General features: G+C 55.9%; 22 protein-coding genes and 1 pseudogene. 10 read left to right on the top strand and 13 right to left on the bottom strand.

Features of this window, described 5'->3' with window-relative positions:
* Positions 1-336 precede the first annotated feature (336 nt).
* Positions 337-970 (bottom strand): annotated as a pseudogene (locus ACR0DJ_RS19035) (tyrosine-type recombinase/integrase).
* 210 nt (positions 971-1,180) lie between these two features.
* Between ACR0DJ_RS19035 and ACR0DJ_RS19030 the strand changes: the two are divergent.
* Complete coding sequence (locus tag ACR0DJ_RS19030; protein WP_425079690.1) at positions 1,181-2,014, top strand: methyltransferase domain-containing protein; 834 nt, start codon at positions 1,181-1,183, stop codon at positions 2,012-2,014.
* Positions 2,015-2,325: 311 nt separating this feature from the next.
* On the opposite strand, the gene ACR0DJ_RS19025 is transcribed toward ACR0DJ_RS19030, so the two are convergent.
* Genes ACR0DJ_RS19025 through ACR0DJ_RS19015 form a run of 3 tightly spaced genes read right to left on the bottom strand, consistent with a single transcriptional unit; the run spans position 2,326 to position 3,859 of the window.
* Positions 2,326-3,021 (bottom strand): LysE family translocator, encoded by a 696-nt coding sequence (locus tag ACR0DJ_RS19025; protein ID WP_480685966.1) that lies wholly within the window; start codon positions 3,019-3,021, stop codon positions 2,326-2,328.
* Positions 2,967-3,470, bottom strand: coding sequence for an anthrone oxygenase family protein (locus ACR0DJ_RS19020; protein ID WP_425079692.1), 504 nt, complete (start codon positions 3,468-3,470; stop codon positions 2,967-2,969). The genes ACR0DJ_RS19025 and ACR0DJ_RS19020 overlap by 55 nt, the downstream gene beginning before the upstream one ends.
* Positions 3,470-3,859 carry a hypothetical protein gene (locus tag ACR0DJ_RS19015; RefSeq protein WP_425079693.1) on the bottom strand — a complete coding sequence of 130 codons (390 nt, stop codon included), beginning with the start codon at positions 3,857-3,859 and terminating at the stop codon, positions 3,470-3,472. The genes ACR0DJ_RS19020 and ACR0DJ_RS19015 overlap by 1 nt, the downstream gene beginning before the upstream one ends.
* 80 nt (positions 3,860-3,939) lie before the next feature.
* Between ACR0DJ_RS19015 and ACR0DJ_RS19010 the strand changes: the two genes are divergently transcribed.
* The 3 genes from ACR0DJ_RS19010 to ACR0DJ_RS19000 are packed head-to-tail and all read left to right on the top strand — an operon-like array spanning position 3,940 to position 5,346.
* A complete protein-coding gene (locus tag ACR0DJ_RS19010) occupies positions 3,940-4,542 on the top strand; it encodes a TetR/AcrR family transcriptional regulator (RefSeq protein ID WP_425079694.1) in 603 nt (200 codons plus the stop codon).
* 29 nt (positions 4,543-4,571) lie between these two features.
* Complete coding sequence (locus tag ACR0DJ_RS19005) at positions 4,572-4,874, top strand: chorismate mutase (RefSeq protein WP_425079695.1); 303 nt, start codon at positions 4,572-4,574, stop codon at positions 4,872-4,874.
* A gap of 43 nt (positions 4,875-4,917) precedes the next feature.
* Positions 4,918-5,346, top strand: coding sequence for an outer membrane protein assembly factor BamD (locus ACR0DJ_RS19000; protein WP_425079696.1), 429 nt, complete (start codon positions 4,918-4,920; stop codon positions 5,344-5,346).
* A 197-nt stretch (positions 5,347-5,543) separates the two neighbouring features.
* Here the strand turns inward: ACR0DJ_RS19000 and ACR0DJ_RS18995 are convergent, their stop codons facing one another.
* The gene (locus tag ACR0DJ_RS18995; RefSeq protein WP_170451082.1) at positions 5,544-6,137 is read right to left on the bottom strand and encodes a TetR/AcrR family transcriptional regulator; all 594 of its coding nucleotides are present in this window, start codon (positions 6,135-6,137) and stop codon (positions 5,544-5,546) included.
* A 104-nt stretch (positions 6,138-6,241) separates the two neighbouring features.
* Between ACR0DJ_RS18995 and ACR0DJ_RS18990 the strand changes: the two genes are divergently transcribed.
* Positions 6,242-6,667, top strand: a complete 426-nt coding sequence (locus tag ACR0DJ_RS18990) for a VOC family protein (RefSeq protein ID WP_425078705.1) — start codon at positions 6,242-6,244, stop codon at positions 6,665-6,667.
* A gap of 383 nt (positions 6,668-7,050) precedes the next feature.
* Positions 7,051-7,821, top strand: a complete 771-nt coding sequence (locus ACR0DJ_RS18985) for a VOC family protein (RefSeq protein ID WP_480686315.1) — start codon at positions 7,051-7,053, stop codon at positions 7,819-7,821.
* A gap of 299 nt (positions 7,822-8,120) precedes the next feature.
* Here ACR0DJ_RS18985 and ACR0DJ_RS18980 read toward each other — a convergent pair whose 3' ends face one another.
* Positions 8,121-8,321 (bottom strand): hypothetical protein, encoded by a 201-nt coding sequence (locus tag ACR0DJ_RS18980; protein ID WP_170451076.1) that lies wholly within the window; start codon positions 8,319-8,321, stop codon positions 8,121-8,123.
* Positions 8,322-8,448: 127 nt separating this feature from the next.
* On the bottom strand, positions 8,449-10,041 hold the full coding sequence (locus tag ACR0DJ_RS18975; RefSeq protein ID WP_170451074.1) for a tetratricopeptide repeat protein: 1,593 nt from the start codon (positions 10,039-10,041) through the stop codon (positions 8,449-8,451).
* Positions 10,042-10,204: 163 nt separating this feature from the next.
* Between ACR0DJ_RS18975 and ACR0DJ_RS18970 the strand changes: the two genes are divergently transcribed.
* Positions 10,205-10,516 carry a hypothetical protein gene (locus ACR0DJ_RS18970; protein WP_170451072.1) on the top strand — a complete coding sequence of 104 codons (312 nt, stop codon included), beginning with the start codon at positions 10,205-10,207 and terminating at the stop codon, positions 10,514-10,516.
* A gap of 20 nt (positions 10,517-10,536) precedes the next feature.
* A complete protein-coding gene (locus ACR0DJ_RS18965; RefSeq protein ID WP_480685968.1) occupies positions 10,537-11,136 on the top strand; it encodes an HdeD family acid-resistance protein in 600 nt (199 codons plus the stop codon).
* A 67-nt stretch (positions 11,137-11,203) separates the two neighbouring features.
* On the opposite strand, the gene ACR0DJ_RS18960 is transcribed toward ACR0DJ_RS18965, so the two are convergent.
* The 4 genes from ACR0DJ_RS18960 to ACR0DJ_RS18945 form a co-directional block, all read right to left on the bottom strand.
* Entirely contained in the window at positions 11,204-11,701 is a 498-nt protein-coding gene (locus ACR0DJ_RS18960) for a DUF6653 family protein (RefSeq protein WP_170683958.1), read from the bottom strand.
* A gap of 93 nt (positions 11,702-11,794) precedes the next feature.
* Positions 11,795-12,172: a nuclear transport factor 2 family protein gene (locus tag ACR0DJ_RS18955; protein ID WP_170511100.1), complete on the bottom strand. Its 378-nt coding sequence runs from the start codon at positions 12,170-12,172 to the stop codon at positions 11,795-11,797.
* 39 nt (positions 12,173-12,211) lie between these two features.
* Complete coding sequence (locus tag ACR0DJ_RS18950; RefSeq protein WP_425078703.1) at positions 12,212-13,141, bottom strand: DMT family transporter; 930 nt, start codon at positions 13,139-13,141, stop codon at positions 12,212-12,214.
* On the bottom strand, positions 13,141-14,091 hold the full coding sequence (locus tag ACR0DJ_RS18945) for a glutathione S-transferase family protein (protein WP_170683961.1): 951 nt from the start codon (positions 14,089-14,091) through the stop codon (positions 13,141-13,143). Before ACR0DJ_RS18945 ends, ACR0DJ_RS18950 begins: the two co-directional genes overlap by 1 nt.
* A gap of 115 nt (positions 14,092-14,206) precedes the next feature.
* On the opposite strand from ACR0DJ_RS18945, the gene ACR0DJ_RS18940 reads away from it, so the two are divergent.
* On the top strand, positions 14,207-15,127 hold the full coding sequence (locus ACR0DJ_RS18940; RefSeq protein WP_480685969.1) for a LysR family transcriptional regulator: 921 nt from the start codon (positions 14,207-14,209) through the stop codon (positions 15,125-15,127).
* Between the two features lie 174 nt (positions 15,128-15,301).
* Entirely contained in the window at positions 15,302-16,516 is a 1,215-nt protein-coding gene (locus ACR0DJ_RS18935; RefSeq protein WP_425078702.1) for a winged helix-turn-helix domain-containing protein, read from the top strand.
* Positions 16,517-16,578: 62 nt separating this feature from the next.
* Here the strand turns inward: ACR0DJ_RS18935 and ACR0DJ_RS18930 are convergent, their stop codons facing one another.
* Positions 16,579-16,842, bottom strand: coding sequence for a DUF1127 domain-containing protein (locus ACR0DJ_RS18930; protein WP_425078701.1), 264 nt, complete (start codon positions 16,840-16,842; stop codon positions 16,579-16,581).
* A 134-nt stretch (positions 16,843-16,976) separates the two neighbouring features.
* The gene (locus ACR0DJ_RS18925) at positions 16,977-17,465 is read right to left on the bottom strand and encodes a GNAT family N-acetyltransferase (protein ID WP_480685970.1); all 489 of its coding nucleotides are present in this window, start codon (positions 17,463-17,465) and stop codon (positions 16,977-16,979) included.
* Positions 17,466-17,493: the final 28 nt, after the last annotated feature.

Here is a 17,493-nt window from a genome sequence, read left to right as displayed (position 1 = left end):
GGTTGTGATGTTACGAACATCGTTTGATTGGCGCGAGTAGACTGCAGAAAGTTCTAGAGAATCATATTCGCTGTGTCCTCAGATTTGTCTTCGTGTCTGGCACCAGTTCTTGAACCCCAGCATCGATAGCTGGTTGGAATTTGTTCTCACTCTAGAAATCAAGCGATGAATGAAGCAAGTCTAAGTCGCGATGCCACTTTCAACCGCAGAGTGAGAATTCACCTCGGCTGGCTTTCGCAACTACAGCGAATGGCTGCAAAGCGGGCTGCGACCGCAGCATTGAAACATGTAGGCCAACGGCAGCTCAGGGCCGCCAGTGAAGGCGACCCAAATACCCTAGATTTCAATGGCTTCGGCGATGGCCAACGCATCCTCGAGTTCAACGCCCAGGTACCGGACCGTGCTGTCCATCTTGGTGTGACCGAGAAGAAGCTGAACAGCTCGAAGGTTGCCGGTCTTCTTGTAGATCTGGGTGACCTTGGTTCGGCGCATCGAATGGGTGCCGTAAGCGCTCGCCTCGAGACCGATCGATGTGATCCAATCACGCACGATCCGGGCATACTGCCGGGTCGAAATGTGCAGCCGTTCATGAAACCGACCCGGCCAAAGATATTCTGAGCCGACCATGAGCTCGTCTTCCATCCACTTCTCGACCGACGCGCGAGTCCCTTCCGATATCTCGAAGCGTACAGGTTTCTGTGTCTTGCTCTGCAAGACCGATGCGCGTTCCATTGATCTGACCAGACGCCATCACATCGACAACTTTCATCTTGACGAGGTCACAACCGCGCAGCTTGCTGTCGATCGCCATGTTGAACAATGCGAGATCGCGATGGTTCTCAGCCAATTCCAGTCGCACTCGGATGGCCCAAACGTGTTTTGGCTTCAATGGTCGCTTCTGACCGACGATGCGACCCTTATTCCATGCTGGGCGAAGTGCGCGAATGGCTGGTAAGTTTAGTGCTTCCATGACTGATCCTCCGATCCGCCAATCCCTCCCAATACGACAACCCGACGTTGACCGAAACATCCTATCACAGGATGCTGCGCTGCCTCCGAGGTCAGGTATGAGCCCGTTTGACGAATGCTGCGTGGCGGCGAATGTCGTCTTCAGGGAACACTCGTTGACGATCAGTCTACTCAGAGTGTTCACTACGTCAAAGATTTGCAGGAGAGTGGGATGCGAGAATCTGAACAATCCGACACCTTCGCTGCGTTGGAGAAACGCGAGTGGGCTAAAACAAACGTGGCGAAATCCTATGCGCAAGTATTTGCGAAAGCTGCAGATATGGTGGTGCCCACCTTGGTAAAAGCGGTTGAAGCCCGTTCAGGTACCGAAGCACTCGATCTGTGCTGTGGTCACGGGAATGTAACCGAAGGTCTCATCAAAGCTGGTGCCAGTGTAACGGGACTGGATTTCTCGTCTTCTATGCTGGAGATGGCCCGGTCGTCAGTTCCGGAGGCCAAATTCGTTGAAGGAGACGCGATGGCGTTGGACTTCGACGATGGCACTTTTGACATCGTGACAATTGGGTTTGGAATACCGCATGTCCCTGATCCGCGGAGAGTATTTACTGAAGCCCGCCGCGTGCTTCGTCCAGGAGGACGCCTTGCGTTTTCGGTTTGGTGTGGTCCGGAAGTGGATACGGCACTTGGATATGTCTTCGGTGCAATCGGCAAATACGGAGCCCCGGACATTGTATTGCCGCCAGGACCCGGAGCTAATGATTATGCTGATCCGGAAAACGCCTTTCCAGCACTTCTGAAAGCAGGATTCGCCAATTTTCACCAATCTAAAGTCGCTTCGGAGTGGGTGGTTAGTGACCCCGGCGCACCGTTTGATTTCTTCTTGGAGGGCACGGCACGGGGCGGCGCATTATTGCGCCCTCAGCCGCCGGACAATGCGGCAGCGATCAGAAAGGCGGTTGTATCCCAAGTCTTAGAAAGACATGGTTCAGGTCCCGAATGGGAAGTGCCAATACCTGCGGTGGTAACCGCGGCGAAAGCGGTTTAGGAACGTCGGGTTGGTACAGCGACGTTGTTCAAAGCTGACGTTAATTCTCTTGCAACGAGCGGCAGAAATAGTCCGCGGACTGTGAGTTCGTCGACGACCAGATTTCGCAGTCGCAGCGAACGGCGGCAATGCGGGCTGCGACCGCAGCATTCTGACCAGTGGGTGAATGGCCGCAAAGCGACCGTCCGTGGCCGGGCTGTTGTGCCCCACTGAGGTCAATGCTGCACCGCCTCCCAGGTCGGCAGCGAGCCTCAAGAAACTGGATGCATCACTTGGCCCGAATGTCAGCAATGCGTTGAACGAAAGCTGAATTACGCATCGCTGCGTCGGACAAATGCCAAGGCGCAGCCAAGGGTGATGAGCAATCCGCCACAGGTCCTGTCGATCCAGAGCGCTCCTCGGTCACTTAGAAGGTGCATTGCCTTTGCGCCCAGCCCTGCATAGGTGGCCATAACCGCGACATCGACTGCGATAAAGACAACAGCCAGTGTTGCATACTGTTGAAACATCGCCTCATTCGGTGTGAGGAACTGCGGAAGGAAAGCTGTGAAGAACAGGTAGCCTTTGGGGTTAGTGACAGCGACAAGAAAGCTCGTTCTAAAGACTGCAACTCTGTTTTGAAGCGTTCCCGATCTGTTGTCTTCGGATGGGTTCGCGACCGGTTCCAACTGGCCGGTAGATCGCATCATTTGTACGCCCAACCAGACGAGGTAGCCGACACCGATCCATTTGACGACATTGAACCAAAAAACTGATGCGGCCAGAAGTGCACCGAGCCCCAGACCGGCAGCTGTGATCAGAACGGCATCAGAGATTGCGGCTCCTGCGATGCCGTACCCTGCGGTAGCGATGCCGAACCGTGATCCATTGGACAGGGCGAGGAGAACGGTTGGTCCTGGCGTCAAAACAACAACCAGCGCCAGAAAGGCGAATGTCAAAAGAGAAATTTCCATCATGCGGATTCCAAATTCAGAAAGTAGATGGCAAGGCCGGTCAGGATCAGGCAAACCCCACTCACAATAGTCCTAAGCACGTTCCAGACCTGCCAGGAGGCTGAGTAATCTTGCCAAATTTCACGGGCTGATCCGATGTCAATTGGTACGGCAACTTCCGCCAGGGCTTCGTTCATGGGGACATTCACCGCTGCTGTGATGAGGAAGGCACCGACGATGTAAAGAATGGCGGCCAGACAAAATAACATGGCTGACCTCTTCCTGAGCTGCCAAGCGGCGATGTAGGCCGTTACTCCCAGAATGATCGGGGTCAAAAAGAAAGCCGGGAAGAACACTCCGTTCCGGACCGAGGCGTTCATTGCCTGCATTGCGGCGATGGCTGTTCGCGGGTCTGTCGCGTCCAAGCCCCACACTGTCGAACAGACCCAGGCGTAGAAAAACCCGAAGATGGCACCGATGCTTAGGAGTGAAAGCATCGACATCGGCAAAAGCAACCGAGCCATTAAACCCGCTCCGCCTCGAGTTCCCGGTGTTGGCGCGCCGCTGACGCGACCAAGGCAACGATGACCAGAGCAGCGAATTGACCGAGCAGTACCGCCGGGTAGATCAGGCCAAATTGAGCATCGAAGTATTTCTGCGGCCCGAAGGAAACCAGGGCCATGAGCGCTGCGAGAACGCTCATGATGCGTCCTGCCCGACTTTCCAGCGGCTGCACGATGATAGCCCCCAAAGCGACAGACATCGCGGCCCCGAGAAACGGAGCAATGCCGAACAAAGGCGTGGCGATGGGCGGGTGGGGCCTAATCCCGGCATATAAGGCGGACAGCATGATTCCCTGCAGAAGGATGAGTGTCGCCAGCGCGGCGATGACGTGACGATTAGATTGTTCCATTTGCTTCTCCAAAGCGTAACTGTGATTACGGTTGCATGTATCCGTAATTATCGTTACGGTTTCTGTCAACATGCTGGAGAATGATTTTGCGTGAAGAGAAGCGATCCCTGCGTCAGCAACAGATCGAGGCGGCCGCATACGAAGTGTTGGAGGCCAAAGGGTACGGAGGCACGTCCATGCAGGGCATTGCCAAACATGCGCGCGCCTCGAATGAGACGTTGTACAACTGGTACGGGGACAAACAGGGGTTGTTCCGCGCACTTGTCACAAAGAACGCTGAAGAAGTTAAAGCGCATCTGGAATCCGAACTGCAAACCGACCATGAAGCGCTTTCAATTCTGGGAACGCTAGGCCCGAAGCTTCTGCTTTTGCTGACCGGTGATCGCGCTGTTGCCCTCAATCGAGCCGCAGCTGCCGATAGCAGTGGCGAACTCGGCGCGACGCTTTCAAAGGCGGGGCGGGAGGCAGTGTTTCCACTGCTCGAACGGGTGTTGCTGCGTGCCCGGGACGAGGGCGTGCTCAACTTCGAACATACCGGAGAGGCTGTGGCGCTCTATCTCGACCTGTTGATTGGCGATCAGCAGATCAGGCGCGTCATAGGTCGCCTTCCTCAGCCATCGGAGACCTTTTGCCAAGAACGGTCCGCGCGGGCTGTCAGGCTCCTCCTTGCCCTTCTCGGCTAGACCCAAAGCTAACAAAAGGAAATCGAAACATGACGACCCTTCTCGAGCCGAATGCCTGCCAGACCATGGCCGATCTCCGCTCGCAAATCGACGCGATCGATACGAACCTGATAGGCCTGCTGGTCAAGCGGAGCCACTATATCGACCGGGCTGTAGACCTCAAGAAATTCGAAGGCCTGCCGGCGCGTACAACGGACCGAGTGGCCGAGGTGCTGGACAAGGTCAGCACAACCGCGTTGGAACAGGGGTTGGACCCGGACCTCGCACGCAGGCTTTGGGCCGAACTGATCGAATGGTCGATTCAGCGGGAAATCAGGGAGCTTGGGGAATAATGCCTTTCGGAGACGCCAGCGACGCAGTTGATGGGGCGGACCTATGAAACTCATCCGCGATATCAGGGCTGCTGGGATTTTTCATAGGGCAGTGAAGTCAATGCAAGCAGGTGACTATCAGGGCGTTCTTGACCGCCTGGACGGGTTCCAAGCGCAACCATATTTCTTGGCCAAGGCGGAACTTTTTCGTGCAATGGCGCGGCATCGGCAGGACAGGTTTGCGGAAGCGGTTCACCACTACGACAACTTCCTGACCAACCATCTCGCTGACATGCCGCCAAAGGACCGTGTCTATGTGGAAGAGTACGGGAAATTCTTCAGAAGCCGTGCTCAAGCAAGACTTGATCCGTCAACGCCGTTGTATTTATCACTTGAAGAATTGAGAAAACTTGCAGAAAACGCGCCTTTTCTCACCCGCGCCGAGTTTACTTTTGGTAACTTGGCAGAAGCCGACCTTACCGGACAAATCTGACCTTCAACATCTTGGCCAAATGGCGTCTCGGTCCGCATGGTGTGATATCGACGAAGCACTGAGTTCGTGCTTGCAGCGAATGTCCGGAATGCGGGCTGCGACCGCAGCATCTCGACCAGTCGGCAAATGGCAGGAATGGGCCGAGTAACTCACGGAAGAAAGGGTAGGGACCCATACTGCGGGGCTTCCGAGGTCTGCTAGTTGCCCTTGAGTACTTCACCAATCAAATGGTTCATAACCTCCTTGTAGACCTCCGGATCGCCCCCATAGGCGATCTCAAGAGCGGCGCGATCAAACGCGGCCGACAACAAATTAGTCAAAGCATCGATCTGTTTTGGTGAATGCTTAGGAAGAGCCCGCGAAAGCCCTTCACGAAGTTCTGCTGTTCCATTGGCCCGGGTCAACACGACAGCGGTGCTGTGCCCTAATACCGCTGGGGCCTCTTCCATCAGGAGGCGCACCCGACCTGGAACCAACATCGCATCAAAAAAGGCATTCGATCCTGTCACCATGGCCTGTTCGGGATCGGCCACATTGCGCGTTTCCTGGTCAATATGGTGTGAGATTGCTTTGGCCTCCTCTTCTGCGACGGCGCGGAAAAGGTCAGCCTTGTCCTTGAAATGATGATACAGCGCGCCGCGGGTTACGCTGGCCTTACGTACGATGTCTGGGGTTGCAGTATCGGCAAATCCCGAATTCACAAACAGTTCTCGGGCGGCCACCAGGAGTTTGGCACGCGTTTCTGCGCGCCGGTCTGCCTGGCTGCGTCGGGCGGGTTTTTCTGGGGGCAAGATTGACGGCTCCGAATATCACTACAAGCACCTTACATACATCTTGCATGTATTTGCAAATCTATGATACATACACATTGCATGTAAGTTAGGGAGATAAAGAAATGCGTGTCACTCAATATTACCCGGTCATTCAGTCTGAAACGGTTTCTGAAACGGCAGAGTTCTACAAACGTCACTTTGGCTTCCGCGCAGCATTCGAGGCGGATTGGTATGTGCATCTACAAAGTGAAGTGGATTCGTCGGTCAATCTCGCGGTCGTCCAGTCAAACCACGAGACGATCCCAGAGGTTTCCCGCGGTGCGTCTAAGGGTATGATCCTCAACTTTGAAGTCGAGGATGTCGACAAAGTGGATGAACGACTTCGGTCGGAAGGAGTTCCGGTGGCAAAGTCACTTGTGAGCGAGCCGTTTGGTCAACGCCATGCGATTTATCGCGATCCAAACGGGGTACTGATTGATGTTATCACTCAGATCCCGCCCTCAGAGGAATTCCTGTCTCAATATGCGGCCGACGCGGTGCCGTCGTAACTCAGGGTGCCGGGTGGCCAGGTTAGTTCGAAGCAGTTGGAACGATTTGCCCGCGTGTAAAGGGACCAATTCTGGACAGATCAGTGGCCCTCGCCGAGCTGGCCACCTTTGGTACTGGGGCGGCCTTGTTACCTGTGCCCATGTTCGAACGCTACATCGAACACGGTCGCCTGATACAACCCTTCAGTGAAGCCGTTAACGCTGGTAAATATTGCTTCGCCTAGCCTTCGGATCGCCCCGCAACGGATGATATGGGTAAATTTGCAGAATGGCTGACCGCCAACGGAGCCACTGAATTAATTGACTTCACGGACCAGAACCGCGCAAATTGATCTGCATCAATATTTGGACCGCAAACGAGAGTTATGGCGAACCGAAGCAGTTTGGATGAAGTCGCGGTGACAAAAGAAAAAGTTGGCCGAATTGTCTGGCACGATCTTTTCACGCCTGATGTGGAAACTTCCAGGTCATTTTACGAAAGCGTGGCAGGTTGGAGCTATATTGTCGAACACGCCACAGATTTCGCATGGGGCGGCGGCCATAGAGATTTTGTCCTCGCCACTCTCGATGAAGAGGCAGGGGCCGGGATTGTTTCTCAAAATCTGGTGCTCTTTGAAGGGTGGATCCCTTATGTTGAAGTCGAAGACGTAGATCAGGCCGCCAAACTCGCCGTCAAGCTTGAAGGATCAGTAGTGAAACCTCCCTTTGAAGTTCCTGGGGTTGGTCGGAACTGCCTCTTACGTGATCCGCTTGGCGCATTCTTCGGTGTATCAGTTTCGCGGCACGAATACCCTGCCCCCGCTCGTCAGTTTACGCATGAACTATACCTATCCCGTAGCGGCGTATTCCCGGACAACTTCTACCACCAAATGTGCGGATGGAATCTCTCACCTGCTAGAAACGTACCTTCGTCACAGAGACCAATTAGTCTAAAAGACGAAGTGTTGGCGATATGTGCAGCGGAACCTGCAGTTCCCAACAATAACGTGGCGTGGGTGCCGAGTGTTCGCGTCGACTTTCTCGAAAACGCGCTGAGCAAGATCAACTCAGGCCCAGGTTCCGTGCTTGCTCGTCATCAGAATAATAAAAACACTTTTGAGAATGGTCTGGTATGCGATGCAACTGGGGCATTGTGCTGTGTCGTCCAGAATTGATGCTCGGTCGCAAGGTTCGCAGTCTATTGTTTATAACGGCATCCTCAAGTGGGTCAAAAATCTCAAATCTGACTATAGTACAAGCGTAACGCAATTCCACTTTGCCCCGTTAGAGATAATACATTTAGCGCCAGTTTTCACAATCGCAGCGAAGGCAGGAAAGCGCGCTGCTAGCGAAGTGTGCGAGAACCATACTTGAGGTTCGGGTCGGGGCGATTGCACTTGATAGTTGTTAGAATTGTGAGCACGCAACATCCTGATGCGAAACGGCATTGTTTGGCCTTGAAAACAAGGACCGGCTATTCCAGAAATCCGTCGATGGTCGAGGCGACGTCAACGGCGGTTTTCACATCAGACATGCTGGTGTTCTCAAAGGCGCTGCCGCTTTCGACACTTGGCCTGAGCCTCTCATAAATGGACAGGATGTCTTCTTCCAGTTTGGCCGGCTTTTCTTCCGACCAACCGGCTTTGGTCTTGGCGATGTCCGTTGCGAGTTTCATCAGATCAAGGCGCTGTGGCAAAGTTTGCATTGGTCGTTTCCGGGTCTGGTTGTGATGTCAGGACCAACCTACGCGCAGAGGTGGAAAGGGCAGAGTGAGTCACCGTTAAATCCCTGACGGCCGAACCTCAGTCCAACGCCCCGGTTGTGCGCAGCGCTTCGGTCATTTTCTGTGAGATGTCAGATGGCACATGCCAGATCGCGTAGAGCGTCTGGATAAAACGGTCAACATCGGGAATGTTGGTCTTCAGGGCCAACAGGGTTGAATCCAGGTCGGCGTCCGGTTCCGTGTATGGAATGCACATAAGCTCAAGCACTTCAGAACCATTCCACATGCCACCACCGACTTTGCGCGCCGCTGAACGCGCGCCGCTGTAATCATCTTTCATGAAACAGATCAGGAACGTGCTTGCGTGGTACCAGCCGGGCGGGTTGGGGCTCAGCTCGATCGCGCGGGCGCTCAGTCTCGCGGCCTGTTCAAGATCGCCGCGCAACGCAAAGCAGGCCGCCAGATCGGCCAACATGTCTGGATAATTCGGATTGGCCCGCAATGCTTTATCAGCCGCGTCTTCAAAGCTTTCGAACTCTCCACGATGAAAATGGGTCAAAAACAATGCGTGCTGGCCGGTTGCGTTCAGCGGATCCAGAGCGACCGACCGCTGTGCGGCCTCCAGCGCGCGATCAAAGGGCGGGGGGGACTTGCGAAAATTGAACCCGCCGCGCAGTTCGTCGCCGTAGACAATCGCGAGCATCCCCCAGGCGCCGGCATATTCGGGATCAATCTCAACGGCGCGCTCCAGCAGGTCGCGGACCTTCTTGTGTTTTTTAACCGTGGGTTCACGCCAGTATTCGGTGGCCAGCAACCTGCACTGATAGGCATCCAGCGTGTGCGTCTGTGCCCTGCGCTGCACTGCACCTGTTCGATGGATCACTCCGTGGGGTTCCGCGATTTCCGTGGCGATCCGGGCGGCGATATCGTCCTGAATTTCAAATAGGCTGTCCGCGCTCAGGTCGCGGTCATAAGTGTCCGCGGAAACCTGTTGGCCGGTTTCCGCGTCAATAAGCTGGGCGGTGACGCGCAGCTTGTTGTCCCAATGTCGCACGCTGCCTTCGACCAGATATTGGACGTCGAGTTCGCTTCCGACCGCGCGCGGATCGCGGCCGCGGCCGCGAAAGCGAAAGGTGACGTGCCGGGACAGCACGCTCACCTCGCGAAACCGGGCGATGGCCGAGATGATTTCCTCGGTAAACCCATCGGCCAGGTATTCCTGCGACGGGTCTCCGCTCAAGTTGTCAAAGGGCATCACGGCCACCGCGACCCGTCCGGTTGGCGCCGGGGGCGTTTCGGCATCGGTCCGGCGTTCGGGGTCAAACGCGATCTCAAAAACCGGGGCGTAGGACCCCTTGGGAATATGTATTCGAACCGGGTCCTCGCGCCCTTCCTGAGCGTAATAGAGATCCAGCCGGCTGCGCATTTTATTGGCCTGAACCCGAACGATCGTGTCGATGGTGGGGTCGAAATCCTCGGGCTTGTCGAAAACGTCAATGCCGATTGCATAGCCTTTCAGCGTCTCGGACCGACCCGCCAGCGCTTCGCCGACAATATGCGACAGAAAGCGGTTCAGGCGCGTGGTATCCGCGAAATGCGGACTGACGAGGACGCGCTTCAACTGTTCCTGAATAGCGCTTGGATCGATGGCAGAGCTTACTTCGGCAAGCATGTTTCCCTCCGTCGCTCAACTTTGTCCGATGACGAGCAGCGCCACAAGACAGCGCGACGGTTTAACCGTGACTCACTCGGATGCGGGCCGTGGATCTGCGAGGGTCTGGGCCATGGCGCTCAAAAGAGCCCAGCAAACATATGACCCATGAAAGGACTGAACCATGACAACATTTTCCGAATTCGTACAGAAAGCCAAAGACGACTATACCCGTGTCGAGGACGAGCTGAAATCGTTCGAACAGAAGGTCAAGGACGCGGGCGACGCGACCGACAAGTGGACCCAGGAGCAGGTGACAAAGCTGCAATCCGATCTGCAGGAAGCAAAAGACAAGGTCACTGACCTTGCCGATCGCATCCAGAAAGAAGGCGAAGACGCTGTGACGGACGCGCATGATCAGGCGAAGAACCATTGGGAAGCCTTGCACGCCGCCGTTGCCGCCTATCGCGATCATCTCGACAAGTCGGTCGCCTGACCCTGATCCTGGAGGTCGACATGACTGATTCAGTTAATGAAACCGTGCCGAAACCCGCGCTCATGGAAGAGGTCGCCGGTTGGCAGCCTCGACCGGTCTGGCTGATTGTGCTCGGCGTCGCCATGCTCTGTGTAGGGCTGTGCGCCGTAGCCTTCCCGCTGATGTCCACGCTCGCTGTCGAAGCCTTTGTCGGCGTGGCCCTGCTGGGCGGAGGCATCGTCACAGCGATTCAGGCATTTGCGGAAAAGGCGTTGAAAGGGTTCTTCTGGCTGTTGGCCATCGGTGTTCTGAACGCGCTTGCGGGGCTTGTTCTGTTGCTTGATCCGTTCGGCGGCGTTCTGGCACTGACCCTTGCGCTTGGCGCGGTTTTTCTGGCCGAAGGTGTGTTGCGGATCGTAATTGCCATTCGGTCGCGTCAGGAGCGGCCCATGGCGCTGATGATTGCGTCCGGCGCGATGGCCATCCTGCTTGGCGGCCTGATCCTGACCGGTATCGTCAATGGCTCGTCCCTTGTTCTGCTGGGGGTTCTTGCCGGCCTGAACCTGATTTTCGCCGGTGTGTCCCTGATGTCTTTGGGGCTGTCGCAGCGGCCCTCGGCGCATGGGGGTCCACAAGCTTAAGCGTGTCCTGGCAGACCCGGAATGGCAGGGGCATCTGATGCTCCTGCTTTCCGTTTTCACAGCGCCGCTATTTTCCTTGCCAGGTGCTTGCTGCCCGAGTGTCTTCAAACAGCCAGACCATGCGGTCCAGAAACCACAGCTTCCCACCCATAACCAGCAGCAACCCCAGAAGCGTCGGCCAGAATTGAAGCTGCCAAAGCCCCCAGACCAAGGGGCCGATTCCGACCGCGCTGACTGCGGCCAGAATAAGAGGCATCCGGCGGTGCCTTGCAGGGATCGGCGATTTCGCGCGCGCAAGCCAGATCCGTTCCCCAAGTACACCTTTGGACATCCAGTTTTCCGGATTGCCCGTTTTGCGGAAGGCGCGGGGGTTCCACCATGTCCAGAATACAACAACAACGACCGGAACAAGGCACCACCAGCCCAGCCAAACCCGGCTCCAGACGGCCAGAACGAACAGGGGCGGGATGCTCAGGCGGCTCCAGCCGCTCCACGGGTTGGTGTGCCGGTCCCAGACGTCGTCGGACATCGTCATGAGCTGTTCCAGAATGCTGCGATCGGTCATCGAACCCTCTTCCGAAGCTGGATCGCAATTATGGCCGTTTCTGCCCGTGTCTGCCAGAGCGGCAGGCAACGCGCGCAGCCCTGGCCAAAGGCATCAAAGACCGGAGATATCCACATACACCCGGTAATCCGCGATCCTGTCCTCGCGAAAGTTGAACCGTGCAGCAAAGCGCACGTCGTGCGTGCTTTGGTCCTTGCGCGTATAGTGAACGGTGCCGTCGCAGAACGCAGTATCGCCGCTGGACCAGATGCCGGTGATGGTATGTTGCATACCCTGGATCGTGGCAAAGAACCCTGCGTTCGCGGCTTGCACGGCTGTGCGCCCGTCAATCTGTTCGAAATTGCCAAGCTGGAACTGCACGTCTTCGGTGACATGCTCGACAACGCCGGCTTCGTCCAGCGCGTCAACAGCGGTGTAAAGGGATGCGATCCGGGGCGCGTGGGCCGCTGTGGTGGGGGCAGTGATTTGCATGTTTTGGTTTCCTTTTCTGTTTGAAAGTTATCGGTGGGTCTAAGTCTGGTTGGCCTGTGACCGTCGGTGCAGGACCGGCGGGAGTTTCAGGTGACCGTTGGTGACGGCTAGCCCAAGGAACAGGATTGCGAGGGACCCCAGCAGCCCAAGGCCAAGAGGTTCCCGAAAGACAATTGCCCCGATTGCGATGCCGGAAAGCGTGGCAAAATAGCCGACCTGGGCGAACCCAACGCCATCCGTGCGCCGCTGTACTTCGAAGGTCAGCGCATAGCTGAGCGCAGTGATGGATCCGATGCCGAAGATTGCGCCAAGCAGGGCAGGGGGCACCGAGACGTCGCTGATTGTGGTGCCGCGTCCCAGTATCAGGGCGGAAATCAGCAACAGCTGTGACAGAAGCGTTCCGGTCGCCAGCCCCAACGGATCGCCGCCGGGCGGGTAGGCATAGCTGCGAAAGACGTTGCCGTAGGCCAGAAACAAGGGCCCCAAAAGCGACAGGGCAATCCACGCCGGCTCGACTCCCGACAGGTCAAACCCACCCATGGTGGCAAGGCTGACCCCGGCAAGGCCGATCAGAATACCAACCAGGCGGTGCAACGGCAGCATCCTCCGCGCGATCAGTGCCGTTATCGCAAAGGTAAACAGCGGTGACAGCGTGACGAGGGCGGAATAGAACCCAAGGCTCACATGCTCCAGCACCAGAAACCCGATCACAGCGGGGCCGCTGACACCGAAAACTCCGGCGCCGACATAATAGGGAATGTGCCGCGCGTTGAGCGCCACGCGCTTCTGCGACAGCAAACACAACGCCAACAGCGCGATGCTGGCCAGCAAAACCTGCCAGAACAAAGCGGTCAGAGCTGATATTCCTGCCATCGAGACGAATTTGGACAAAGTGAAACTGACCCCCACCAGGACACCGATGGCCATGATCAGCGCGGATACAGGGGATCTTCTGACAATATCAGGCATCACGCGGCCCCCATTTCCGGCACATCGGTTAAGCGCAGAGAAGCCGGGCCGATCGGGATAATTCCGCTGGGGTTGATGTGCCGATGGCTGAGGAAGTAGTGCTGACGGATATGGGCCATGTCCACAGTGTCAGCCACGCCCGGCAACCGCATGATGTCGGCCAGATAGCGGGACAGGGCAACATAGTCGCTGATGCGTTTGTAGTCGGTCTTGAAGTGGGTCACATAGACCGGGTCAAACCGCAGAAGTGTCGGAAACAGCTTCAGGTCAACCTCTGTCAGCACGTCTCCGGCTAGGAACCGGCGTTGGCCAAGCGTTTCTTCAATCGCGTCGAGGCAGGCAAAGAGCGCCGTTACGGCCTCGCCATACGCGATCTGGCTGGTTGCAAACCCGGCGCGATAGACGCCTTCGCGGATCGGTGACTGAATTTGTTCGGCGATCCGGTCGATTTCGTCGCAAAGATGGGACGGGCGAAGATCGGGTCCCGCGGTATCGGGAAACGCCGTCTGAAGCATGCGCATGATCTCGGCCGATTCGGTGCTGACGATCCGGCCTGTATCCGTGTCCAGTAGCACAGGCACGCTGATCGGACCCGTGTAATCCGGCTTGGCGTGCTGATAGACTTCGTAAAGGAAGCGGGTGCGTTCTACACCGCTTTGATCGTTGAACAGCGTCTGGTCGATGACCCAGCCGTTTTCCGACATGACCGGGTCCATCCATGTGATGCTGAACGCATTGCGTAAGCCTTTCAAAGTTAGAATCAGATCGACGCCATGACACCAGGGGCAGGCTTTGGACAGGTAAAGGTGGTATCGGCCGGGCGTGTTCGGAAACGGGGCGCCTGGTTGCACGCTGATGTGGCTCGTGAATGGGCTTTGCAGGCGGTGAAAACGACCGTCCGAGGCGAGCGGTCTGTCACGCAGAACTCCGTTGATAAGCATCTTGGGCATGGCAGCCTCCGGCGTTAACAGGACATGCAGATACCTATTAGGCTTTCTATTTGATGATAATCGTGTGAATTTGAAACTTATAGGTGAGAATAATTCGCCCAAAGGATCGCAAAACATGACTGAAATTGGCGCTATCCCTGTGTTTGTGGCCGTGGCGGACCATGGCGGTTTCGCAGCCGCCGCCCGGCATCTGGGTCTTACAAAATCAGCGGTCAGCAAGCGGATCGGCGTGCTGGAGGCCCATCTGGGAACGCAGCTCTTTCATCGGTCGACACGGTCCATTTCCCTTACCGAGGCGGGCGAAATCTATCTGGCCCACGCGGCGCAGGCGCTTGACGCAGCGCAGGACGCCGAAGACGCAGTTGCGGCGTTGCAGGGGCAACCGGTTGGATTACTAAGGCTCAGTACACCCATGTCCTTTGGACAACTGCATGTTGCGCCTATGATTGCTGCATTCCTCAGGCAATATCCGGGGATCAGAATTGACCTGACGATGGATGACAAATTTGTCGATCTCGTCGAAGGGGGCATCGACGTGGCCTTACGCGCCGGAACGTTGCCGAACTCGGCCCTGATCGCACGCAAACTCGCCCCGATCCACAGCGTGCTTGTCGCTGCGCCGGACTATCTTGCGCAGTCCGGAACGCCAGAAACACCTGAGGATCTTCTGGCGCATTCCTGCCTTCACTACGCCTATTCGCGCGACCCTTCGGAATGGCGCTTAGCCGGGCCCGCGGGTGACATGCGCGTTCAGACATCTGGTGTTCTGCGCGTGAACAACAGTGAAGCCCTGTGCACCGTGCTGCTTGACGGTCTTGGTATCGGCCGCCTGCCGACCTTTATTGCCGGAGCCCACTTGACCAGTGGCCGTCTGGTCAGGGTGTTGCCCGAGTATCGCCTGCCTGAACAGGCGCTGTACGCAGTCTTCCCTGAACGAAAGCACATGCCAGCGAAAGTTCGCGCGTTTTTGGATTTCGTCGTAGAACGCATCGGGCACGACGTTCCTTATTGGGATATGGATGCAGGTCCGCTTTAGGGGCAAGGGCCAAAGATACTCAATCAATCCGGACCGATTTGGTTGGGGAGGCTGACGTTCCTATAACCGATTAGTTCTTGGTGTTAGGTTTAAGATTGGAATATCGGTCGCATCCTCATCTTCTGCGCGCTATTATGATGCCGCTTCAAGATCTTTCACTTTCAAGCCAAGAACATGTTAGCATCTGAGTTCCAAATTGCTGATCTGCGTGTAGTCACATCATCACGCCGCCTCATTGCAAACGCGACTGAGGTCACCTTGTCGCCACGCGCAATGAGCGTTTTTAAGGTTCTTGCCCAAGCGAATAAGCAGGTCGTCTCTCGTGCCACTCTTTTAGAGACCGTTTGGCCAGATGTGATAGTCACTGATGAAAGCCTAACACAAGCAATTACCGAAATCAGGCGTGGACTTACGAATATTGGCGCTGATCGGTCATTGATCGAGACGATACCCAAGTCAGGGTATCGGTTGCGCGATCAACCGATATTCGACAAAGATGTTTCTCCATCCCCCAACTTGGATGAACTAACCCTACCACTTGACGCGTATTGCGTATTGCTTGAGGCGCAAACAACGCTCGTCAGAGGTGACGCCGACGCACCAATCATTGCGTACGAGTGCGCAAAGGAAGCTGTTGGTCTCGCACCGGATTCATCTTGGGCGCACGCAACCTGCGCGGTCATGTTAGTGCATGCGGTTCTTTATTCAGCGGCCAATCCGGAAAACATGCAGACTGCCAGTGAACACGCTGAAAGAGCAGTTGCGCTGTCCCCTCAAAATTCTCTGGCGCATGCTGCCCATGGGTTTACGATGGGTGCATTCGAAGGTGGTTCCGGCGCATACACAACTTTGGCAAAGGGCCTGGCGCATTCAGACAAAAGTGGTGAAGCCCATTACCTTGCTGCACGGGTCGCATTTGTGGCAGGCGACTACCGCAATGCCGCAAACTTGGCCCTTCGATCTTCTGAACTTGTCCCGGATCCGTCTAGACCGCTTTTTCTGGCGGCGCGCGCCGCCTTTTTTCTCGATGTCGCTCAGGCATCGGCAATCGCGAAGCGTTGCGTTAGGGCTTTGGAGAGACGGCTTTCTGAGGATTCCGACGAGCCGCGATCACGATATACACTTGGCCCGGCACTCGCGCTTGCGGGGGAACCAGAACGAGCGTGGAGCCTCCTTTCAAAGCCACGCTTCACTCAGTCAATTTGCTTGATTCACGACTTCTTTGGCTATGCACTTTTGCAAGATGAGACGCGTGCATTGGATGCGCTCGAAAACGCCCTTGATGAGGGATTTCGGCATGGCCGCTGGCTGCAACAAGAGCCCATGGTTACTGGGTTGCGGACCAACCGAAGGTTTCAACGCCTCGCGGCTCCGATTGCTGCGGCCTAAAACAGCGTACGCTTCTGCAGAAGGATTCGTCCTGGGAGCTATTGCAAGCCATCTGAGCTTACCTATGAACTTCCGCCGAACGAACCTGTGATACTGTCCAGCAAGTGCACTTGTTTCAGATTTGCTATTATTAGAAATCCCACATTTTTGCGCTTTGCTTCTCTTCGGGCCTGGCCTTTGGATAGACCGATGTCGCGTAGCGCGTGATCATCAAGGTTCTTCAGCGCGTTTCGCTGTCGACGCACCTTAAGCGCATGGCGAAAGCGCCGAAGAAAACTTGATCTGTGTTGAGCCGATCGCCCTGCTTGGGGTCTTGCATTATCCATCTAATGAGCTCCTTCGGGTTTTCTTCGAGTTACCCATAGAAGGTGCTTGGTAGGTGCCAATAAGACCTGAAACTGTGCTGAATAACTTCTGAAACTCGACCCAAATCAAACTTCAGGATGCTCATTCGACCTGTTCAGAGTTTCTTGAAGTAACGCGCAACCGGCCATTGTTCGAACCCAAACGTTTCATAGATACGACGTGCAGGTAGATGAGCGCTGCCGCCAATCGTCTCGACCATAACCATCGACAGGCCCAATGCTGAGAAGTGCTTCTCTGCAAAAAGCATCATGCGCTTGGCAATACCACGTCTTTGGTGATCAGGGTCGACAGCGATGATCGCGATCTCTCCCATCCGATCCTCTGGACGAACACGCAGCCCGATGAAGCCGACGACAACCCGATCAGCCTGCGCGACCCAGACATTGTGGGGTTCAGTGTCCAGCAAGTCGCCGACATCGTATCGTTGTCTGACCCGCCATCCATCGGGGTAGAATGCGTCGAAAACGAAATCCGGTACTTCCTCGGCAGTCCTGTCCAATACACCGGTCCAAGCCCGCAGCGCGAGATGAACCACTTGGCTCCTGTAACAGGCGTCAGATGGAACTATTTGGATCTGGGTCATGAAAGCATCATTTGTTCCGTAAATCGCG

It is taken from the genome of Ruegeria sp. BF10 (genome assembly GCF_056538725.1).
The sequence above is the reverse complement of the archived record's forward strand: the minus strand, read 5'-3'. Positions and strand labels throughout refer to the sequence as shown.